Genomic DNA, 21,364 nt, shown 5'->3' on the forward strand with positions numbered 1-21,364 from the left:
ATCAGTGAGCAACTGCTGGCTGACGCTGCAGCCGCAGATCCTGGAAGTCGAAACTGAAGTCGGTGCGGGCCGATACCGGATGCATCCGCGCCGAAATCACCTTGCCGTCCTCGTCCAGACTGAAGTCCACGAAGGCATCGGCATTCAGGCTCCGATCGTCCCAGTGCACCACGAAGCTGTCGTGCTGCCAGGGCTCGAGTGTGCCGACCAGCAAGGGCGTCTTGCTGAAGCTCAGCCGCAGCTGCCCCTTGATCCGCCGGATCACCACATCACCGTACCAGCGATCGTGATAGGTCCCCACGTAGCCCTCCAGGGGCAGCGACGGCGGCGCCTGCCGCGACCGGGCCGCCTGATGACGGGCGACCTCACTGTCAGCCGTGCCGGCGGCCTTGTCGGCCGCTGCCGCATAGGCCGCCGTCCAGTCGATGCCGGAGCGACCCATATAGGCATCGAGAATGGTCATGGTGACCGCATTGAAGGCCGCACCGGATTCCTGGTTGGTCAGCACGGCCACACCGAGGTCCAGACCCGGCACCAGGGTGATCCGCGAGACCATGCCGGGCCAGCCGCCGGTATGCCAGACCAGGCGCTGGCCCTGGTAATCGGACAGGAAGAAACCTTCGCCATAGCCAAGGTAGTTCGGCCTAGCCGCCTCCAGCTGCGACACGGAAGCCGGCGGTACCGGGATCGGCGTCAGCATCGTCCACATCTGGTCGCGACTGGCCGTGCTGAACAGATGCCGCCCGGACGGCAAGGCACCGCCTGCCAGCAGGATATTCATCCAGCGCGCCATGTCGTCGGCATTGGAGTACAGGCTGCCCGCCCCGAGGTTGTTGGCCCAGGTCATTTCCGGCACCGTCTGCAACTGGCTGAAATTGGCCAGCGCATGACCGGTGGCGACATCAAGGCCGGCAGGAAGCGTGTGGTCATGCACCAGCGTCTGGTTCATGCCGGCGGGCAACAGGATCTTCTGCCGGACAAAATCGGCATAAGACATGCCGGATACCTTTTCGATGACCAGTGTCGCCACATCAAACAGGATGTTGTCGTAGGCGTAGTGACTGCGGAAACCGGACGTCAGGGGTACATCGCGCAGGTGCTCGACCACCTCCTGCGCGCTGTAGCGGGTCGGCGGCCAGTACAGCAGGTCGCCGGCCCCCAGACTCAAACCGCTGCGATGGGCCAGCAGATCACGGATCCGCATCTCGTGGGTCACGTAGGGATCGGACATCTGGAAGCCCGGCAGGTAGTCGGTGACCCGACCGTCCATGTCCAGCTTGCCCTGCTCGGCCAGCATCTGCAGCGCGGTGGCGGTAAAGGCCTTGGTATTGGAAGCGATCGCGAACAGGGTCTGGCCATCCACTGTGGCAGGCTGACCCAGCCGCCGCACACCATAGCCGCGGGCCAGCACCAGCTTGCCGTCCTTGACGATGGCCACCGCAAGCCCAGGAACCTGGAACTGCTTGCGGACCCGCTCGATGACCGCGGGCAACTGCATCAGTCCTGCAGGTGATTCCGGCTGCACGGCTGCAGCGCCTGCGGACAAGTCCGCCGCCCGTGCCGGACCGCCAATGATCGAACAGGCACCACTCAATGCCATCACAAGGCCAAAGGCCAGCCGCGTCTTCATGCATCACTCCCAAACCGCAATCGACAACGGTAGCATGTGGCCCCGAGAGCGGGAACCATGACCGGCGACAGGGTCCGCCACGGCCTTCAGGTCACGACCTTCCGCTCGTCCGTTGCCCGGATCCGTCCCCATGTCCGTCCGCCTACAACTGCTCGAAGCCTGCGAATTCAGTCAGGAGATCAAGAAAAGCCGCTTTCTGGCCCTGGCCCGCCCGGTACAGCAGCCAGATGCCGCACTGGCCATCATCAAGAGCCTGCACCATGCAGATGCACGACATCACTGCTGGGCCTGGCGCATGGGCGAAGACTACCGCTTCAGCGATGACGGCGAGCCGGGTGGTACCGCCGGGCGCCCCATCCTGCAAGCCATCGACGGCCGCCAGGCCGATCAGCTGGTCGTGGTGGTGATCCGCTGGTTCGGCGGCATCAAACTGGGGACCGGCGGCCTGGTCCGCGCCTATGGCGGTACCGCAGCCGAATGTCTGCGCGAAGCGCGCTATGAACCGATCCGCGCCAGCAGCGCCTGGCAGGTCGATTGCGAGCTGCGCGATCTGGCCCTGCTCAAGGCCAGGCTGCTGCCTCTGGAGGCACGCCTGGGCAAGGAGCACTTCAGCCACCACGGAACCGCCCAGCTGCACTTTCTGGCACCCGATGAACAGCTGCCGGCCATCCGCGAATGCGTGGCCGCCATTACCCGTCGCACCGATGCCTTGCAGCAGTCTGGCGAAGCCCCCTGAAACGCACCAGGCCGGGAGCTTGCGCATCCCGGCCTGGCAGTGGCGGACCCATGATCCGCCCGAGGGGACGGCGAATGGCTACAGTCGGCTCTGGAAGATCTCGACCTTGGTATGCCGGCGCAGGTCGTCGATGTAATTCATCACTTCCTGCGTGCCGTAGGCCTGCGCCATCTGCGCGGCCAGGGCCTTGCGCTGCTGATCGGAGATGCGACTGTCGTCAGCCCCCTGGACCTGGTCCAGGGCGATCAGGGCGGCACTGCCGTCACCCAGATCCACCGAGGCATACACCGGCTTGCCACCGGCCGGACGCGGCAGCGAAAAGGCCTTGTCGATCACCGCCACCGGCAGGCTGGCCGGATTCTCCGGGGATTCACGCAGCACGTTCTTCACGGTCTGGACCTTGCTGCCGACGCTGTCGGCGACCGCCTGGATGTCATCACCCTTCTGCAGCCGCACCAGCAGGGCCTGGGCGGCGGCCTGAGCCGCCGTGTCGGCACGCTGGCTCAGTACGGCCTTGACCACATCCGCACGGACATCGGCCAGTGCGCGCGGCGCCTGCGGCAGGTGCTGGTCGACATGCACGATCACCGAGTGATTGTGGCCCAGCTCGATCAGATTGGAGTTGTTGCCCTGATGCAGCACATCATCCGAGAACGCGGCGGCGATCACCTTCGGGTCAGCCGCAATCCCGGCACCGCCGGCATGACTGAACAGCGGTGTGGTCTGGATCGGCAGATGCAGCGCCTGCGAAGCCGGCCCCAGCGAGGAAGGGTTGGCATTGGTGGCGTCGGTCAGCTTGCCGGCCAGCTCGTTGTACTCGCGGTCAAGATGCTCTTTCTTCCAGCTGTCCACCAGCTGACCACGGACTTCGGCGAAAGGCTTGGCATCACCGCTGCGGACATCACGCAGCCAGATGATGTGGTAACCCTCGTCAGGCGACAGCACCGGCCTGGAAATCTGGCCCTTGCTCATCGAGAAAGCGGTGGCGTCGAAGGCGGCATTGGCCACGCCCTTTTCCAGCCAGCCCAGATCGCCGCCCTGGCTGCGCGAGCCCAGGTCATCGGAATCCTTGCGGGCCCGTTCGGCAAAATTGGCCGGTGTCAGCCCCGCGGCGATACTCTGGGCCTTGGCCAGCGCGGCCTTCTGCTGGGCAGGCGTCGCATTGTGCGGCAGGCTGATCAGGATATGCGACAGTTCGCGCTGCTCGGGCTGCACGAAGCGACTTTTTTCCTTGTCGTACAGGCTGTGCAGATCCGCCTCGGTCGGCTCGCCGGACGCGGCGCCAGAACCCGTGGCGGGCTTGATCTCCACATAGCTCAGCGAGACCTGCTCGGGCCGCATGTAATCGGCCTGATGGGCCTGATACCAGGCCGCGATCTGGCTGTCGCTGACCGTGGTATCCGCAGGATTCTGCCGAGCCAGCAGCAGATAGCGGATATCGCGACGCTGCAGGCGCAGATCCAGAAAGCGCTGGACTTCATCGGGGGTCACCAGAGCCCCTGCCGAGATCGCATTGGGCAGCTGCTGCAGAGCCAGCGAGGTACGCACCTGGTTTTCGAACGTAGCCGGCGCCATGCGCTGGGCAGCCAGCAGGGCGAAATAGGTGTTCTTGTCGAAATGACCGTTCACCTGGAAAGCCGGCAGGCTGGCGATGTAGGCGCTGACGGCGGCATTGGGCACCACCATGCCCAGACTGTCTTCATGCTCGCTCAGCAACTGCTGGTCGACCAGGGCATTGACCACCCGCAACTTGGTGGCGAGCTGATCAAAGATCGCCGGATCGCTCTGCCCGCCCGGCTGGGAGGCCGCATCCTGACGCATCTGGTTGAGGCGATCCTGGTACTGCTGCTGACTGATCTCGTGCTTGCCGACCTTGGCGACAAACGTATCGGTATCCGTCATGAAATACGATTCGATGCCGAAAAATGCAACGGCAAAGACGCAGATACCCAGAACCAGAATCGAAGGCCATCCGTGGAGCTTGTTACGCAACGCCTGCAGCATGTACTTGTACTCGCGCACTGGAGAAGGACACGCCCTGGCGTGTCCAGGAAAAACAAAGGGCGCCGACTGGCGCCCTTGGCATGATGGCGGAGCGGACGGGACTTGAACCCGCGACCTCCGGCGTGACAGGCCAGCATTCTAACCAGCTGAACTACCGCTCCGCAATTTGGTGGGCGCTGTAGGGATCGAACCTACGACCCTCGCCTTGTAAGGGCGACGCTCTACCGCTGAGCTAAGCGCCCCCAGCCCTTGGGCTGAGCTGCTTAGTTTACCGCATCCTTGAGGGCCTTGCCAGCCTTGAATGCGGGAACCTTGGAAGCCTTGATCTTGATGGTTTCATTGGTACGCGGATTGCGACCGGTGCGAGCGGCACGGGTGCGGACCGTAAAGGTACCGAAACCCACCACCGACACATCGTCACCCTTCTTCAGGCTGGCCTTGACCACTTCGAAGAACGCTTCCAGCGCGCGACCGGCATCAGCCTTGGTCAGCTCGGCCGACTCGGCAATGGCATTGATCAGATCGGTTTTGTTCACGGACATCGAAACACTCCCTAATAAAGCAAGTTGGGCGACATCGCGAGGCCTGGCCTGCGACATCGCGGGAATAACAGCAATGGGCGCCACCCGGACGCCGTCAACTATCCACTGTCCAGTCCTGACTGCGCCACGAACCGACTACCGCGGTGAGGCATTTATACCAGCGGCTCACAAGGGCCGCAACACAAGCCGCAGCAAGGGTTTGACCGGAATCGGACCGATTCGCGTCCGATCCGGCGACCTGCGGGACCATCGACAACGTCGATCCGGGGTCCCGGGGCACCGCGAAGCGCCCTCTGCGCACCAGGCATCCCGGCCGAAACCGGGATGCCTGAGGCCCTCAATGGGTGCGCGAAGCATTCTCCGGCACATCCTCCAGCGGCCCGTCCTTGCTGCCTGTCTCGGTCGCAATGGCCGGGTCTTCCTTGCCCGCCGCCGGCACCAGTGGGCGTTCCAGCGCGATGTCGAGCACCTGATCGATCCACTTGACCGGATGGATGGAAAGCGATTGGGTGACATTGGCCGGAATGTCCGCCAGATCCTTCTTGTTCTCTTCCGGAATGATGACCACCGATATGCCACCACGATGGGCGGCCAGCAGTTTCTCCTTCAGGCCGCCGATCGGCAGGACACGACCACGCAGGGTGATCTCGCCGGTCATGGCCACTTCCGAACGCACCGGCACCTTGGTCAGGGCCGAGACCAATGCCGTGCACATCGCGATACCGGCACTGGGACCGTCCTTGGGGGTGGCACCTTCCGGGACATGAATGTGGATGTCCAGCTTCTGGTGGAACTCCGAATCGATGCCGAGATGGTCGGCGCGCGCCCGCACCACCGACAGCGCCGCCTGGATCGACTCCTTCATCACATCACCCAGCTGCCCGGTATTGACGAGGCGGCCCTTGCCCGGCACCACCGAGGCTTCGATCGACAGCAAGTCGCCGCCCACCTGGGTCCAGGCCAGGCCCGTCACCAGACCGACTTCGTTCTGCTGCTCCTTGCGGCCGAAATCGTAACGACGCACGCCCAGATAGTCCTCAAGATTGGAGGAATTCACCTTGATGGCCAGCTTTTTGGATGTCTTGGCGGCTGCAGCCGGCTTCTTGCCCGCCTTGACCGCTTTCGCCGGCGCCGCCTTGGCAGGCTTGACCTGGGCCAGCGTCAGCTCCTTCACCACCTTGCGGCAGATCTTGGAAATTTCGCGCTCCAGATTGCGTACGCCCGACTCGCGGGTGTAATAGCGGACGATGTCGCGCATCGCCTCGATGTCCACCGCCAGTTCTTCGGGCTTCAGGCCGTTGGCCTTCAGCTGCTTGGGCAGCAGATAGCGATTCATGATCGCCAGCTTCTCGTCCTCGGTATAACCCGGAATCCGGATCACTTCCATGCGGTCCAGCAGCGGCCCGGGAATATTCAGCGAATTGGCCGTGGCGACCCACATCACCTCGGACAGGTCCAGGTCGACCTCCAGGTAATGGTCATTGAAGCTGTGGTTCTGCTCCGGATCCAGCACCTCCAGCAGGGCCGAAGAGGGATCGCCACGGAAGTCCATGGCCATCTTGTCGATCTCGTCCAGCACGAACAGCGGATTGCGGCTGCCGACCTTGTTCAGATTCTGCACGATGCGACCCGGCATGGAACCGATATAGGTCCGGCGATGGCCGCGGATCTCGGCCTCGTCCCGCACGCCGCCCAGACTCATGCGCACGAACTGACGGTTGGTGGCCTTGGCGATGGAGCGCCCCAGCGAGGTCTTGCCCACGCCCGGCGGACCGACCAGACACAGAATCGGGCCCTTCATCGACTTCACGCGCTGCTGCACGGCCAGATATTCAAGGATCCGCTCCTTGACCTTTTCCAGACCGAAGTGATCGGCATCCAGCACGTCCTGGGCCAGCTGCAGATCCTTGCGCACCTTGGCCTTCTTCTTCCAGGGCACGCCGATCAGCCAGTCCAGATAATTGCGCACCACAGTGGCTTCGGCCGACATCGGCGACATCTGCTTGAGCTTGTTGAACTCCTGACGCGCCTTGGTCAGCACCGCAGGTGGCATCCCGGCGCCGTCGATCTTTTTCTGCAGCTCCTCGATCTCGTTGCCGCCGTCCTCGCCGTCACCCAGCTCCTTCTGAATGGCCTTCATCTGCTCATTCAGATAATACTCGCGCTGGCTCTTCTCCATCTGCGATTTGACCCGGCCGCGAATCCGCTTCTCGACCTGCTGCAGATCCATCTCGCCATCGACCAGACCAATCAGCAACTCCAGGCGCTGACCGACATCGGCGGTTTCCAGCACCTTCTGCTTTTCGGCAATGCGCACCGACAGATGGGCGCCGATCGAATCGGCGACCCGCGAAGGGTCTTCAATGCCCGACAAGGTGGCCAGCACCTCAGGCGGCAGCTTTCGACTCTGCTTGACCAGCTGCTCGAACAACGAGACCAGGGTCCGCGAGACCACGTCCAGCTCGCGCTCCTTGCTGCTGTAGACCGGCTCGATCACCTGAGCGGTGGCGACCAGCATCTCGCTGTCGTCCTGGTAGTCCTTGATCCGCACACGCGACTGCCCTTCCACCAGCACTTTGACGGTGCCGTCAGGCAGCTTCAGCAGCTGCAACACGCCGGCCAGGGTGCCGACCTCGTACAGATCTTCCGCCGTCGGATCATCGATGTCCGGGCTGCGCTGGGCGACCAGCAGGATCTGGCGATCACCCTCCATGGCGCGCTCCAAAGCGCGCATGGACTTGTCACGGCCCACGAACAGGGGGATCACCATGTGGGGATAGACCACCACATCGCGCAGAGGCAGAACCGGCAAGGCGTCTACGCTGGCGCCGGCGATGACAGGGGAGGAGGCGTTTTTTGCCATCGATAGAATTCTCTCGAAGATGAACCCGCTGACGGGTCAGATCCGGCCAATGCCGGGCTTCTGTAGGCTGAAGTGGAGGCACCGGGCGCCCGAGTCAAGCCGGGAGCTGCAATCAATTGTCTGGTTCCGATACGCGAACGGCCCCGAATGCATCCGGGGCCGTTGCGGAACAACACGATGGCGGGGGCGCGGATCAGGCCGCGTCACCACCCTCGCCGGCGATCCGCTGCTGCGGATTGCCGCGGTAGATCAGATACGGCTCGGACTGGCCATCGATCACCGTTTCGTCAACCACGACCTTGCTGACATGCTCCAGTGACGGCAGCTCGTACATCGTATCCAGCAGCACCTGCTCCAGAATCGTACGCAGACCACGCGCGCCGGTCTTGCGCTTCAGCGCCTTGCGGGCAATGGCCTGCAAAGCCTCCGGGCGGAATTCCAGCTCGGCCTCTTCCATCTCGAACAGGCGCTTGAACTGCTTGGTCACCGCATTCTTCGGCTCGGTCAGGATCTTGACCAGGGCGGCCTCATCCAGCTCGTCCAGCGTCGCTATCACCGGCAGACGACCGACAAATTCCGGAATCAGGCCATAACGTACCAGATCACCCGGCTCCACATCCGCCAGCAACCGCCCCAGATTGGTGGTGCGCTCCTTGCTGCGAACCTCGGCCGAGAAGCCGATGCCGGTGGTCTCGGCACGCTGCTGGATCACCTTGTCCAGGCCGGCAAAGGCGCCACCGACGATGAACAGAATGTTCTTGGTGTCGACCTGCAGGAATTCCTGCTGCGGATGCTTGCGACCACCTTGCGGCGGCACCGAGGCCAAGGTGCCTTCGATCAGCTTCAGCAGCGCCTGCTGCACGCCCTCGCCCGACACGTCGCGGGTGATGGACGGGTTCTCGCTCTTGCGGGAGATCTTGTCGATTTCGTCGATGTAGACGATGCCGGACTGGGCCTTCTCCACGTCGTAGTCGCACTTCTGCAACAACTTCTGGATGATGTTTTCCACGTCCTCGCCGACATAGCCGGCTTCGGTCAGCGTGGTCGCATCGGCGATGGTGAAAGGCACGTTCAGCAGTCGGGCCAGGGTTTCAGCCAACAGCGTCTTGCCCGATCCGGTGGGACCGATCAGGAGGATATTGGACTTGCCCAGCTCGACCTCGTCACTCTTCTGACGCGATTCGATCCGCTTGTAATGGTTGTACACCGCCACGGCCAGCGACTTCTTGGCACGCGTCTGACCGACAACGTACTGGTCGAGCGCGTCCATGATTTCGCGGGGCTTGGGCAGATGGCTGCGCCCGGAGGCTGCCTTTTCTTCCAACTCTTCACGGATGATGTCATTGCACAGCTCCACGCATTCATCGCAGATGAATACCGAAGGGCCGGCAATCAACTTGCGCACTTCATGCTGGCTCTTGCCGCAGAAGGAGCAATAGAGAATCTTTCCGCCGTCGTTGGAACGACTTTGCCGCTCGTCGCTCATGCTTTCAGTCCTGCTGTTTATTCATTTTGTCACGAGAATAGCACAGCGTTCCGTACCTGCATCCAGATACGGAACGCCGTGCCCAGCCCTGGCATGGTTCGCCGATCAGGCCGACTTGACCGTCTCGGTAGCGCGACGGTCCAGGACTTCGTCGATCAGCCCGTATTCCTTGGCTGTCTCGGCGCTCATGAAGCGATCGCGCTCCATGTCCCGTTCGATCTTTTCCAGAGGCTGACCGGTGTGATCCACGTAGATCTGATTCAGCTTGCGACGCAGATAGAGAATCTCCTGCGCCTGAATCTCGATATCCGTAGCCTGGCCGCGGGCACCGCCCGACGGCTGGTGGATCATCACCCGCGAATTGGGCAGCGAGAAACGCTTGCCCTTCGCGCCGGCCATCAGCAGCAGCGAGGCCGCACTGCAGGCCTGACCCACGCACATGGTGCTGACATCGCACTTGATGTACTGCATGGTGTCATAGATCGCCAGCCCGGCGGTGACGACACCGCCCGGACTGTTGATATACAGATGGATGTCCTTGTCCGGGTTTTCCGACTCCAGGAACAGCATCTGCGCGATCAGGACGTTGGCGACCTGATCATTGACCTCGCCCACCAGAAAGATCACCCGCTCCTTGAGCAGGCGCGAGTAGATGTCATAGGAACGCTCGCCGCGGGCGGTCTGTTCCACCACCATCGGGACGAGATTCAAATTGTGGACCGGTTCCATAGACATGGTTTTTCTCCGCTGGATGAACCTGAGTTGTGGCTTCAGCCGCCAACCGGACGCATGATTTCGTCAAAGCTCAGCACGACTTCGCTGGTCTTGGCGTGATCGGCAACCCATTCGGCCACCTGATCTTCCATCACCCGGTTCTGCAGACCAGACATCAGTTGGGGGTCGGAGTTGTAAACTTCAATGACCTTTTCCGGCTCTTCATACGTCGAGGCAATGGCCGCCAGCTGCTCGGCCACCCGACTGCGATCCAGGGTCAGCTGCTGCTTGCGGGCGATTTCGCCGATCAGCAGACCGGCCTGCACGCGCTTGCGGGCAAACCCGACAGCCTGCTCGACCAGTTCCTGCGGCGCCTGCTGGCCGCGCGGAACGCTCTGCTGCGCCATTTCACGGGCTTCGCCCTGGACCAGCCCCTTGGGCACGTCGATGTCGAAACTGTTGGCCAGCGCTTCGGCGACCGAAGACTTCAGACGGGCCAGCAGGGCCGCCTTCAGCTCGCGCTCCAGATTGCCGCGCACTTCCTTGCGGAAGGTCTCCACATCGCCGTCGGCGATCCCGAACAGCTGGATGAAATCGGCATCGACTTCCGGCAGCACCGGCTGCTGGACCTTGATCACGATGAATTCGACCTCGGCCGACTTGCCGGCCAGATCCGCATTGCGGAAGTTTTCCGGAAAACTGATCGATGCCTTGAAGCTGTCGCCGGCGGCGTGACCGGTCAGGGCCTCGTCCATTTCCTTGAACAGGTTGCCGGAACCCAGCACGCTGCCGCCCCGCTCCAGACCCTCGGCCGGGAAGCGGCCGTCAGCGGTGGTGGCGGCGTAGTCGAACAGCACGAAGTCACCTTCCTGCGAAGCGCGCTCGACCTCGTCGAAATGACGACGCTGCATGCGCAGGGTCTCGACCATCTTGTCGATGTCGGCTTCGCTGACTTCGGCGGTCTGGCGGGTCACTTCAAGAGCCGACACATCGATTTCCGGAAATTCCGGCATCACCTCGAAAGTGGCGGTATAGGCGATTTCGCCATTCTCGGCGGCGCCGGTGGTGTCCACCGCGGGGTTGGCGATCGGACGCAGGTTTTCCTTTTCCACGGCCTCGCGCAGGGTGCTGCCGATCAGGTCGGACAGCACTTCGCCACGAACCTGGGCGCCGTAGCGCTGACGGACCACGGTCACCGGCACCTTGCCCGGGCGGAAGCCTTTCAGGCGAACGGTGCGGCTCATTTCCGAGATCCGCGAAGCGACCTGGGTTTCCAGCCGCTCGGCGGGGAATTTGACGGTGAGCTTGCGCTCCAGCTTGTCGACGTTTTCTACCGAAACCTGCATGACCACTCCTGAGATAACCAAGTATGGCGGTGGCCTCTTGGCGAGGAGCCGACGCGCCTGCGCTGCGCCATGGTGCGAAAGGAGGGACTCGAACCCTCACGGAGTTACCCGCCAGAACCTAAATCTGGTGCGTCTACCAATTCCGCCACTTTCGCCCGCATTGGCGCGAGCCAATCCATTGGAAGCGCCGGCACCAGGCCGACGAACCCCCGAAAACAGGCCATTCTACGGGGCCTCGCCGCCGCTGCACAAGCCACGCCGGCCGCCATCCATCCGGTGCCGCCGCGATACCTGCACCGCGACTCAGCCCGGAGCCTCTTCCGCGACCACGAAACCGCCGGTCTGACGTTGCCACAGGCGGGCATACAATCCGCCCCGGTCAATCAGTTCGGCATGACTGCCGCTTTCGATGATCCGGCCCTGCTCCATGACCACCAGACGGTCCATGCGGGCAATCGTCGATAGGCGATGGGCGATCGCGATCACCGTCTTGCCCTCCATCAGACTTTCCAGACTTTCCTGGATCGCCGCCTCCGCATCGGAATCCAGGGCCGAGGTAGCCTCGTCCAGAATCAGTACCGGGGCGTTCTTCAGCAACACCCGAGCAATCGCGATGCGCTGGCGCTGGCCTCCGCTGAGCTTGACCCCGCGCTCGCCGACCAGGGCCTCGTAGCCGCGCCGCCCCTCGCCATCGACCAGCCGGGGAATGAATTCATCGGCCCGCGCCTTGCGGACCGCCTCGGCGATCTCGGCCTCGCTGGCCTCGGGCCGGCCATAAATGAGATTGTCGCGGATCGAGCGATGCAACAGCGAGGTATCCTGGGTCACCACCCCGATCTGGGAGCGCAGGCTGTCCTGCTGCACCCTTGCGACATCCTGATCGTCCACCAGCACCCGCCCCGATTCCAGGTCGTACATCCGCAGCAACAGATTGACCAGGGTCGACTTGCCGGCACCCGACGGCCCGACCAGACCGATCTTCTCTCCGGGCCGGATCACCAGATCCAGTCCCGAGATGACCCCGCCACGCTGGCCGTAATGGAAGTGCACGTCCTCGAACCGGATCGCTCCCCGACTGACCTGTGCCGGCGGCGCACCGGGCATGTCCTGCACAGATCTGGGCTGGGCTATCGTCTGGATACCGTCCTGCACGGTGCCGATATTCTCGAAGATGCCGTTGACCACCCACATGATCCAGCCCGACATGTTGTTGATCCGGATCACCAGGCCGGTGGCCAGCGCGATCGCACCGACCGTGACCTGGCCCCGGCTCCACAGCCACAGCGCCAGCCCCGAGGTGGCGACGATCAGCACCCCGTTGAGCAGATTGATCGTCACGTCCATCGCCGTGGTCAGCCGGGTCATCCGCTGGATCGCCGCCACCTGCCCGTCTATCGCCTCGGCGACATAGGCTTCCTCGCGGCGGGTATGGCCGAACAGCTTCAGGGTCTGGATATTGCTGTAGCCGTCGACAATGCGCCCCATCAGTTTCGAACGCGCTTCCGAGGCCTGCCACGAGCGATGCTTGGTCCGCGGCACGAACCAGGCCAGCGTCGCCACGTACAAGGCCAGCCAGATCAGCAGCGGCAGCATCAGCCAGGCATCGGCATGGGCAAACATCACCAGCGCGCTGCCGGTATAGACCAGCACGTACCAGATCGCATCGACGATCTGCACCGCCGACTCCCGCAGACTGGAGCCGGTCTGCATGATGCGGTTGGCAATGCGGCCGGCAAAATCATTCTGAAAGAACGAAAGGCTCTGTCTGATCACGTAGCGATGATTCTGCCAGCGGATGCGGTTGGTCAGACTCGGCGCGATCGCCTGATTGATCAGCAGGTCATGCAGTCCGATCAGCAGCGGCCGCAGAATCAGCGCGATCAGTCCCATGCCGACCAGCTGCAGGGCATGATCCTGGAAGAAATGCCGTCCCGGATTGCGCGCCAGGTCAACGATCTGCCCCAGAAAACCCAGCAGCGAGACATCGACCAGGGCCGCCGCCAGCCCGACTACGCAGGCGATCAGCAATACCTTCCAGACCTGCTTCAGATAGAAACCGTAGAACCGCCACACTGTCTGCGGCGGCATGCCTTCCTCCGGATCACGGAACGCGTCCACCAACGACTCGAACATTCTGAAAATCATTCATCCCTCCCGCCGATCCATGTCGTGCCAGTGTAGCGGCAGCTCCGCGGCTGCGCCGACACAGGCGGCGTTCATCGTTTTCACATCGGCAGGCACGATACTGCAGCCTGTGCCCATCGACACCGGATATCCGCTTGAGCCTGCATCGTCGCTGTCTTCGCCTGCTTGCACTCCTGTTCTGCGGCCTGCTGCTGGGCAGTACGGCCATGGCCCAGACCGCTCCGGCTACCGCCGCCAGCACGCAGGCCGGCGCACGCGAGACCGAGATCACGCCAGCCTCCGCCGCGACGCGGCTGGCCCAGCAACAGGCAAGGCTCGATGCCATCAGGCAGCGGATCACCCCGCAGTCCAGCGACAGTGATCTCGGTGACCTCTATACCCAGACCAGCCAGCTCAACGACGATGCCGGCGATCTGCTGGCCGCCCTGACGCCCCTGCAGAACCAGTTGCGCTCGGCCCTGGAGGTGCTGGGACCGGCGCCCGCCAAGGGCGCCCCTGCCGAAGCCCCGGAGCTGGCCAAACGCCGCGCGGACCTGAATCGCCGCAAGGCTACGGTCGACACCCAGGTCGCCCAGGTCCAGGACCTCCGCCACAGTCTGAGCACCTTGTCGCGGCAGATCACCAATCAGCGTCGCCGCGTGCTGCGCTCGGAACTGGCACGCCCGACCATCAGCGTGCTGGATCCGGACTTCTGGTCGCCGGCCCTGCACCCGGGCGCGCAGGACCGGCAGCGACTGGGTGACTTTGCCCATGCCTGGGGTCAGGCCCTGACCCAGGCATGGAGCGGGCCGCGCTGGCCTCTGACCAGCCTGCTGGTGCTGGCAGCCATCCTGATCTGGCTGCCCGGCCTGCGCTGGCTGGAAGCGCAGCTGTCCCGGCTGTGCATCCAGCGCCTGCCGGTCGGCCGGCTGCGCCGCAGCGCCCTGGCCATGGCGGTGGCCTTGAGCAGCGTACTGGCCGTAGGTCTGGCCGCCGAACTGCTGTATCTGGCCTTTGCCCGCCAGCTGGCCACAGATGACGGCCTCACCGATTTTGCCCGGACCGTGCGCGGCACGGCGATCGCATGCGCCCTGGTCGCCGGCCTCGGTCGCGCCTTGCTGTCGGTGCACCGCCCCAGCTGGCGGCTGCCGGCGATACCGGATCCCGTGGCCAACGTGCTCGGCATCTACCCGACCTTGATTGCCGTGCTGGCCATGGCCTTCGGCACCCTGGAACAGATCAACTCCGCCGTCGGCACCAGCCTGCCGGTCACCATCTTCGGCAATGGCCTGGTCTCGCTGATTCTAAGCGTGACCTTGCTGACAGCCGTGATACGGGCCCGACGGATCCGCCGACAGCTGAATCCACCGGGCGAATCCTCGACGACCGAACAGGATCGGGTCCATCTGCTGCCGCCCCTGCTGTATCTGGTGGTCATCATCAGTCTGGGCGCCTTGTTGCTGGGCTATATCTCGCTGGCACGCTTCATGGTCTACGAGATGATCTGGTTCTTTATCGTGATCGCCACCGGCTATCTGCTGGACAGGCTGGCCACCGACATCTGCCAGACGCTGATCAATCCGGGCCCCGATGCCGAGCGGCCGTGGCTGTCGCGCCTGACCGGGCTGCCTGACGACTGGCTGGATGCCTCCGGCACCGTGCTGACCGCCATCATCCATGTCACCCTGGTGATGCTGTGCCTGCTGGCCTTGTTCGGCGGTCACTTCGACAATGACCCGGCCACCCTGTTCCGCGGCGCGATGAGCGCACTGGGCGGCGATGCCCTGAAGCAATTCAGGATCATGCCGATGCAGGTTCTGGATTCGCTGCTGGCCCTGATTCTGGGGGGCTATCTGCTGCGGACCCTGCGCCACTGGCTGGAGGGCAGCCTGCTGCCGAAAACCCGGCTGGATACCGGCATGCAGGCTTCGCTGGTCATGCTGGTCACCAATATCGGCTATGTGGTGATCGCCCTGGCTGCCCTGAATGCACTGGGCATCGAATGGGAGCGGCTGGCCTGGATCGTCAGCGCCTTGTCGGTGGGCATCGGCTTCGGCCTGCAGGAAATCGTCAAGAACTTCATTTCCGGACTGATTCTGCTGACCGAGCGGCCCATCCGGGTCGGTGACATGATCAGCATCGCCGGCCCCGTCCAGGGCGATGTGCAGCGCATCAATGTCCGCGCCACGGAAATCCTGCTGTCCGACAAGTCCACGGTGATCGTGCCGAACTCGCAATTGATCTCCGGCAATGTCCGCAACATCACCATGGGTCATGCCCAGGGCCTGGTGACCATTGCCATGACCTTTCCGCTGGATACCGATCCAGCAGCCGTCAAAGCCATCCTGCTGGACTGCTTTGCCCGCGAAACCACCATTGTCGCGCAACCGGCCACCTCGGTCAGCTTCACCGACCTCAATGCCAGCGGCATGACCTTGAGCGTGACAGGCTATGTCGCCAGCCCCCGTCAAATCAGCGCCAGCAAGAGCGCCCTGCTGTTCGAGATCCTGCGCTGCCTGCGCGAGCATGGGATTGCCCTGTCCAGTCCGCAAAGCTTGGTGATCCAGAACAACAGCCCCGCAACGCCGGAACCGGCACGGGCCGATACCGGCGCCGTTCTGCCCGGACCGGCGACCGATCCTTGAAGCCCGGCCTGACCGGCCCAGCAGGCCTAAATCAAAGCCATTCGGATCCATGGTCACAGGCTGGATCGCGTATCACGAGGGCACGAATACCGGCCAAACCCCGCGAACGGGCCGGGAAATGCCATAATCACTGAGTCGCGTGGTCGCAGTCCGCACCCGTCGGTCCGGCCACGCCCGATATCCACTGGAGAAAAGGAGCCAGCACATGCATCTCGGTTTGATCGGACTAGGCAGGATGGGCGGCAACATCGCCAGGCGATTGATGCGCGATGGCCACTCCGTGGCCGTGTATGACGTCGACGCCAAGGCACGCCAGGCGCTGGCTGACGACGGCGCCACCGCCGTCGACTCGCTGGCCGGCTTTCTCGAAGCCCTGCCCGCACCGCGCGCCGTATGGGTGATGGTGCCCGCCGGCGACATCACCGAAAAGACCGTGCAGGAACTGGCCGGCCTGCTGGAAAAAGGCGACACCATCATCGATGGCGGCAACAGCAACTGGCACGACGACGTGCGCCGCGCCAAGCAGCTGTCCGAGCAGGGCCTGCACTATATCGATGTCGGCACCTCCGGCGGCGTCTGGGGCCTGGACCGCGGTTACTGCATGATGATCGGCGGCGACAAGGCCGTGGTGGATCGCCTGGATCCCATCTTCAAGACCCTGGCTCCCGGCATCGGCGATGTCGAAAAGACGCCGAACCGCGAAAAGCACGATCCCCGCGCCGAACTCGGTTATCTGCATACCGGACCGGCCGGCTCCGGCCACTTCGTCAAGATGGTCCACAACGGCATCGAATACGGTCTGATGCAGGCCTATGCCGAAGGCTTCGACGTGATGCGCAACCGCAACCAGGCCAGCCTGCCGGAAGGCGAGCGCTTTGACCTGAACATGGCCGACATCGCCGAAGTCTGGCGCCGCGGCAGCGTGGTCTCGTCCTGGCTGCTGGACCTGTGCTCGATCGCCCTGGCCAAGGATCCGGGCCTGGAAAACTTCTCGGGCTTCGTCAACGACTCCGGCGAAGGCCGCTGGACCATCGAGGCCGCCATCGAGGAAGCCGTGCCGGCCGAAGTGCTGACCGCCGCCCTGTATACCCGCTTCCGTTCGCGGCAGGAACACACCTATGCCGAAAAGATGCTCTCGGCCATGCGCCTGGGCTTCGGCGGCCACGTCGAGGGCAAGCAGTAACGCGGCTCTGACCGTATCTCGATGCACCTTCGGTGAACGACAATCGGCCATTGCGGCCGGTCGTCACTGATCTTCACCGGGAATTAAGCATGGCGGGCCTATTCTCTGAATCGTGGATGTCGTGAGGCATTCCTTTCCCACCCACGATCCAGGGCTTCCCCTCCCTGCCGTGAACAGATGGATCCCCCAAGGCCCGCAGCTTCCCCTCTGCGGGCCTTTTTTTGTTTCACGATGACTCCAGCATCGCATTTCGCTGGACTACGCCAAGGCCCGATACAGCTGGTTTATCCATCACTTAGCCGAGTTCAACCTGGGCCGGTGCTCTCCGAAAATTGGCCGGGCTTCTCCTCGAGTGGCTCCCGTGCGGCTCCTGGAAACCTGGTTTTCCGAGAAGTCGTCATGTTGATGATCAAGCTCACAAATCCGCAGTCGATGCGGCACGCCCACCAGACAAGTCCATCGAACTGCGGGACGCCGTGGTGCCTGGCTTCCTGTGCAAGATCACCCTTGCGGGCCACCAAGTGTTCATGCCCCCTACCGTACCCACGCCGGCGAGCGCCGTCAGCCAGCCCTGGGCCAGTACGGGGAACTAACGGTCGATCAGGCGCGCACGATGGCGCAGGAGTGGCTGGCCGAGGTACGCAAGGGTGGCGACCCCAGCGCGGCCAAGAATGCCGCCCGCAAGGCACCGACCATGAAGGAGTTCTGCCACACCTTCATGGAGGACTACTCCAGGCAGCGCAACAAGCCCAGCACACAACGCGGCTATCAGGGCGTCATCGACCGCTGCATCATCCCGATCATGGGACGGATGAAGGTGCAGGACGTGAAGCACCCGGACGTGGCCGCGCTGATGAAGAAACTGGCCTACAAGCAGGCCGAAGCCAACCGCACCTTCGGCGTGCTGCGCAAGATGTTCAACCTGGCCGAAGTGTGGGGACTGCGCCCGAACGGCACGAATCCGTGCCGCCACGTCCCGACGTACCCGCCCGGCAAGGAAACCCGGCTCATCGTGGACGATGAGCTGGTGCGGATCTTCCGTCACCTGGAACACCTGGAGGCGGAAAAACTGGAAAACTACGTCATCCCGCTGGCGATCCGCCTGCAATTCGAGTTTGCCGCACGGCGCTCCGAAATCTGCCCGCTGGAATGGAGCTGGGTTGATCTGGAGCATCGTCGCGTCGTCTGGCCAGGCAGCAAGACTGGCGGTATCTCCAAGCCCATGAGCGAGGAAGCCTGTCTGCTGCTTTCGACGGTACCGCAGCTGGACGGCTGCCCCTACGTCCCGCCGTCGCCGCCCGCCGTCGCCGAATGACCCGACCCGGCACATGACCCACGGCGAACACTACGGCGGCTGGACGCGCGTGCTCAAGACCGCAGATGTGCCGCACGTTGGCACGCATGGCATCCGCCACCGGGCGACGACCGATATTGCCAAGTCGGGCGTGCCGACCAAGGTGGGCATGAAGCACACAGGTCACAAGACCGTGGCGATGTTTATGCACGATGTTCATACCGAGGACAAGCCAGTGCGGGATGCGGCCGAACTGGTGGCGAGTCGGCGGCTGGCGATTACCGGGACATCCCGCTCTATGGAGGTGACAGCATGACAAGGAAGACGCCCGTGGCAACGCGGAAGCCCGCCGCCTTACCTGCCGGCTACGCTGGCATCCACGGCGGTATCGTGGAACTGCTGGATGCTGCGCGCCAGGCAGCGGCGCGCAGCGTCAACGCACTGATGACAGCCAGCTATTGGGAGATTGGCCGCCGGATCGTCGAGGCCGAGCAGTAAGGCAGACGACGGGCCGGTTACGGCGAGCAGTTGATGGAACGCCTGTCCGCCGACCTGACGGCACGATTCGGGCGCGGGTTCGGTGTCAACAACCTGGAGAGCATGCGGCGTTTCTTCCTCGCATACCCCCAGCCCGAGATTTCCCAGACAGTGTCTGGGAAATTGGGACTGAGTCGCTTGCCGAGAAATCCCAGACACTGTCTCGGAAATTCGACCTCTCCGAACTGGCCCAGGTCTTCACCCTGCCGTGGTCAGCCTATGTCCGGCTGCTGTCGGTCAAAGATGACCATACACGCCAGTTCTACGAGGCCGAGGCGCTGCGCGGCGGCTGGAGCGTGCGCCAGCTTGATCGACAGATCGGCAGCCAGTTTTACGAACGCACGGCCTTGTCCAAGGACAAGGCGGCGATGCTGCTCAAGGGCTCCATGGCCAAGCCCGAAGATGCGGTCACGCCCAACGACGCCATCAAAGACCCGTATGTGCTGGAGTTCCTCGACCTCAAGGACGAGTATTCGGAATCCGACCTGGAAGCGGCCTTGATCCAGCGGCTGGAAGACTTCCTGCTGGAACTGGGTGAAGGCTTCACCTTCGTCGGGCGGCAACGTCGGCTGCGCATCGACCAGACCTGGTATCGGGTCGATCTGCTGTTCTTCCATCGCAAGCTGCGCTGCCTGGTCATCATCGACTTGAAACTGGGCAGCCTGACCCATGCCGATGTGGGGCAGATGCACATGTACTGCAACTATGCCAAGGGGCATTGGGCTTACCCGAACGAGAACCCACCGGCGGGCCTGATCCTGTGCGCCGACAAGAGCCATGCCCTGGCGCGGTATGCGTTGGATGGCTTGCCTACCAAGGTGATGGCAGCGAACTACCGGACGGTACTGCCGGACGCCGAATTGCTGCAAAAAGAACTTGAGAACACGCGGCGTCTGCTCGAATCTCGCGGAGCGCTGTCTCTCAAGGACGACAAGCTGTAGCCGTTCGTCCCGGCGTACCGCCTACCTCTCTAAGGAGATCGACACCCTACTGCGGTAAAAGCTCTGGCCTCCGTTCCTTGATGGCCGCAATGCGGCCTTCAGCGTGGGGCCTAGGCATACCGGAAGCTGCCGCGAACGCCGCATGGCGCGCGAGCTATTAGTCCTTGACGGGAAATTCGCTGGGAAGGCGGTGATGCACGACGACCAGAGACGCACCGGGCTTGAGCCGCAGGTGCACTTCCACGTATTCAGGCGCTCGGCTAGTGGCAGGAACTGAAGCGTCAGCAAGCGCGCGTTCGGCCAGCAGCACGCCCACCATCCTATACCGGTCCCGAAGGCCCGGCACGATCCTCTCTGTATGACACTATACGGCTGTCGGCGGGGAGAACGGCGTCATCGAACGCGGCCTACCGCATGCGTGGGAGCGATGGTCTCGGGCCAAAGCAGAGATCGGTGGACCTGGGCGCCTGCCATGGCTCCATTGCCAACGGCCAGCGACACCGAATGGGGCGCGCGCGCAACGTCACCGCAGGCAAATACGCCAGTCACCGTGGTCTTGCTCTCGGCATCGGTGCGAACCTGGATACCCATGGGCATCTCTTCCAGCGCGCAGCCCATGGCTTCGGCCAGAGAGCCAGAAGGAGAAGTGCGTGTCGCTGTGAACAGGCCGGCAAATCGAAGCAGGCGCCCGTCGGCCATTGCGACATCGGCATGCCCTTCGATTCTGACGATAGGTGATTCCTCGATCGTCACGCCCCGACGTTCCAATGCGGCCCCGTCCTCCTGGCTCAGGTCCACGGCTGCGTTGACGAGCAAGGTCACACTTCCCCAATCGGTCAGCAGTTCGGCCTGGTGGATGGAGATCGGGCTGCAGCCGACGATGCCAATGCGGCCTTGGCCAAGTTCGTAGCCATGACAGTACGGGCAGTGGAAGATCGACTTGCCCCAGCGCTCGGCGAGCCCCTCGACGGCAGGCAACTGGTCGGCAACGCCGGTGGCCAGCAGGATGCGGCGGCCATGGTGCGATCCGCCGTCAGACGTCGCGACCGTGAATTCATCCGCCCGCCCTGTGACGGCTTCGACCCGGCCTTCGAGCCATGTCAGCGTTGGGTAGGCGTCAAGTTGGCGCCGTGCGCTCGCTGCGATCTCGCTGGGCGGCACCCCGTCTTGGCCGAGAAAACCATGTGAATGGCTGGCGAAGCGGTTGCGCCGCTCTCCTGCATCGATCACCAGCACGGCCCGGCGCGCCCGCACCAGTTGCAGGGCCGCTGCCATCCCCGCATAACTCCCGCCGATGACGATAACGTCGTAGTGCATGG

General features: G+C 63.4%; 15 protein-coding genes, 3 tRNA genes and 2 pseudogenes. 8 read left to right on the forward strand and 12 right to left on the reverse strand.

All coding sequences use genetic code 11. The annotated features are described in order from the left end of the window. Position 1 precedes the first annotated feature (1 nt). Positions 2–1,630, reverse strand: a complete 1,629-nt coding sequence (locus tag FRAAU_RS10905) for a serine hydrolase (RefSeq protein ID WP_014403588.1) — start codon at positions 1,628–1,630, stop codon at positions 2–4. A gap of 130 nt (positions 1,631–1,760) precedes the next feature. Between FRAAU_RS10905 and FRAAU_RS10910 the strand changes: the two genes are divergently transcribed. Continuing rightward, positions 1,761–2,366, forward strand: a complete 606-nt coding sequence (locus FRAAU_RS10910; RefSeq protein ID WP_014403589.1) for an IMPACT family protein — start codon at positions 1,761–1,763, stop codon at positions 2,364–2,366. 78 nt (positions 2,367–2,444) lie between these two features. Here the strand turns inward: FRAAU_RS10910 and FRAAU_RS10915 are convergent, their stop codons facing one another. The 10 genes from FRAAU_RS10915 to FRAAU_RS10960 form a co-directional block, all read right to left on the reverse strand. After that, positions 2,445–4,370, reverse strand: a complete 1,926-nt coding sequence (locus FRAAU_RS10915) for a SurA N-terminal domain-containing protein (protein WP_014403590.1) — start codon at positions 4,368–4,370, stop codon at positions 2,445–2,447. Between the two features lie 84 nt (positions 4,371–4,454). Beyond that, a tRNA-Asp gene (locus FRAAU_RS10920) sits at positions 4,455–4,531 on the reverse strand. A gap of 6 nt (positions 4,532–4,537) precedes the next feature. Next, positions 4,538–4,612: transfer RNA gene (locus FRAAU_RS10925), tRNA-Val, on the reverse strand. A 21-nt stretch (positions 4,613–4,633) separates the two neighbouring features. Further along, entirely contained in the window at positions 4,634–4,906 is a 273-nt protein-coding gene (locus FRAAU_RS10930) for an HU family DNA-binding protein (protein ID WP_041271069.1), read from the reverse strand. A 343-nt stretch (positions 4,907–5,249) separates the two neighbouring features. After that, complete coding sequence (gene lon / locus FRAAU_RS10935; RefSeq protein WP_014403592.1) at positions 5,250–7,775, reverse strand: endopeptidase La; 2,526 nt, start codon at positions 7,773–7,775, stop codon at positions 5,250–5,252. Between the two features lie 193 nt (positions 7,776–7,968). Next, positions 7,969–9,261 carry an ATP-dependent Clp protease ATP-binding subunit ClpX gene (gene clpX / locus FRAAU_RS10940; protein ID WP_014403593.1) on the reverse strand — a complete coding sequence of 431 codons (1,293 nt, stop codon included), beginning with the start codon at positions 9,259–9,261 and terminating at the stop codon, positions 7,969–7,971. Positions 9,262–9,366: 105 nt separating this feature from the next. Further along, positions 9,367–9,996: an ATP-dependent Clp endopeptidase proteolytic subunit ClpP gene (gene clpP / locus FRAAU_RS10945; protein WP_014403594.1), complete on the reverse strand. Its 630-nt coding sequence runs from the start codon at positions 9,994–9,996 to the stop codon at positions 9,367–9,369. A 35-nt stretch (positions 9,997–10,031) separates the two neighbouring features. Continuing rightward, entirely contained in the window at positions 10,032–11,321 is a 1,290-nt protein-coding gene (tig, locus tag FRAAU_RS10950) for a trigger factor (RefSeq protein ID WP_014403595.1), read from the reverse strand. Positions 11,322–11,391: 70 nt separating this feature from the next. Further along, a tRNA-Leu gene (locus FRAAU_RS10955) sits at positions 11,392–11,476 on the reverse strand. A 148-nt stretch (positions 11,477–11,624) separates the two neighbouring features. Beyond that, a complete protein-coding gene (locus FRAAU_RS10960; protein WP_014403596.1) occupies positions 11,625–13,466 on the reverse strand; it encodes an ABC transporter ATP-binding protein in 1,842 nt (613 codons plus the stop codon). A gap of 134 nt (positions 13,467–13,600) precedes the next feature. Between FRAAU_RS10960 and FRAAU_RS10965 the strand changes: the two genes are divergently transcribed. From FRAAU_RS10965 to FRAAU_RS17725, 7 genes and pseudogenes are all read left to right on the forward strand, one after another. Beyond that, entirely contained in the window at positions 13,601–16,090 is a 2,490-nt protein-coding gene (locus FRAAU_RS10965; protein WP_014403597.1) for a DUF3772 domain-containing protein, read from the forward strand. A 184-nt stretch (positions 16,091–16,274) separates the two neighbouring features. Next, positions 16,275–17,273: a phosphogluconate dehydrogenase (NAD(+)-dependent, decarboxylating) gene (gene gnd, locus FRAAU_RS10970; RefSeq protein ID WP_425598091.1), complete on the forward strand. Its 999-nt coding sequence runs from the start codon at positions 16,275–16,277 to the stop codon at positions 17,271–17,273. A 493-nt stretch (positions 17,274–17,766) separates the two neighbouring features. Continuing rightward, positions 17,767–18,588, forward strand: coding sequence for a tyrosine-type recombinase/integrase (locus FRAAU_RS10975; protein WP_425598074.1), 822 nt, complete (start codon positions 17,767–17,769; stop codon positions 18,586–18,588). A 10-nt stretch (positions 18,589–18,598) separates the two neighbouring features. Then, positions 18,599–18,883: pseudogene (locus tag FRAAU_RS18030) on the forward strand (integrase); the annotation flags it as partial. Positions 18,884–18,897: 14 nt separating this feature from the next. Beyond that, positions 18,898–19,065, forward strand: a complete 168-nt coding sequence (locus tag FRAAU_RS17715) for a DUF1016 N-terminal domain-containing protein (protein ID WP_245546351.1) — start codon at positions 18,898–18,900, stop codon at positions 19,063–19,065. A gap of 33 nt (positions 19,066–19,098) precedes the next feature. Next, positions 19,099–19,158: pseudogene (locus tag FRAAU_RS17875) on the forward strand (hypothetical protein); the annotation flags it as partial. A 176-nt stretch (positions 19,159–19,334) separates the two neighbouring features. Further along, complete coding sequence (locus tag FRAAU_RS17725) at positions 19,335–20,045, forward strand: PDDEXK nuclease domain-containing protein (RefSeq protein ID WP_280985214.1); 711 nt, start codon at positions 19,335–19,337, stop codon at positions 20,043–20,045. Between the two features lie 393 nt (positions 20,046–20,438). On the opposite strand, the gene FRAAU_RS10985 is transcribed toward FRAAU_RS17725, so the two are convergent. After that, positions 20,439–21,362: an NAD(P)/FAD-dependent oxidoreductase gene (locus FRAAU_RS10985; protein WP_014403600.1), complete on the reverse strand. Its 924-nt coding sequence runs from the start codon at positions 21,360–21,362 to the stop codon at positions 20,439–20,441. Positions 21,363–21,364 lie beyond the last annotated feature (2 nt).

Origin of the sequence: Frateuria aurantia DSM 6220, from assembly GCF_000242255.2 — a bacterium.
In the GTDB taxonomy this organism is placed as follows: Bacteria; Pseudomonadota; Gammaproteobacteria; order Xanthomonadales; family Rhodanobacteraceae; genus Frateuria; species Frateuria aurantia.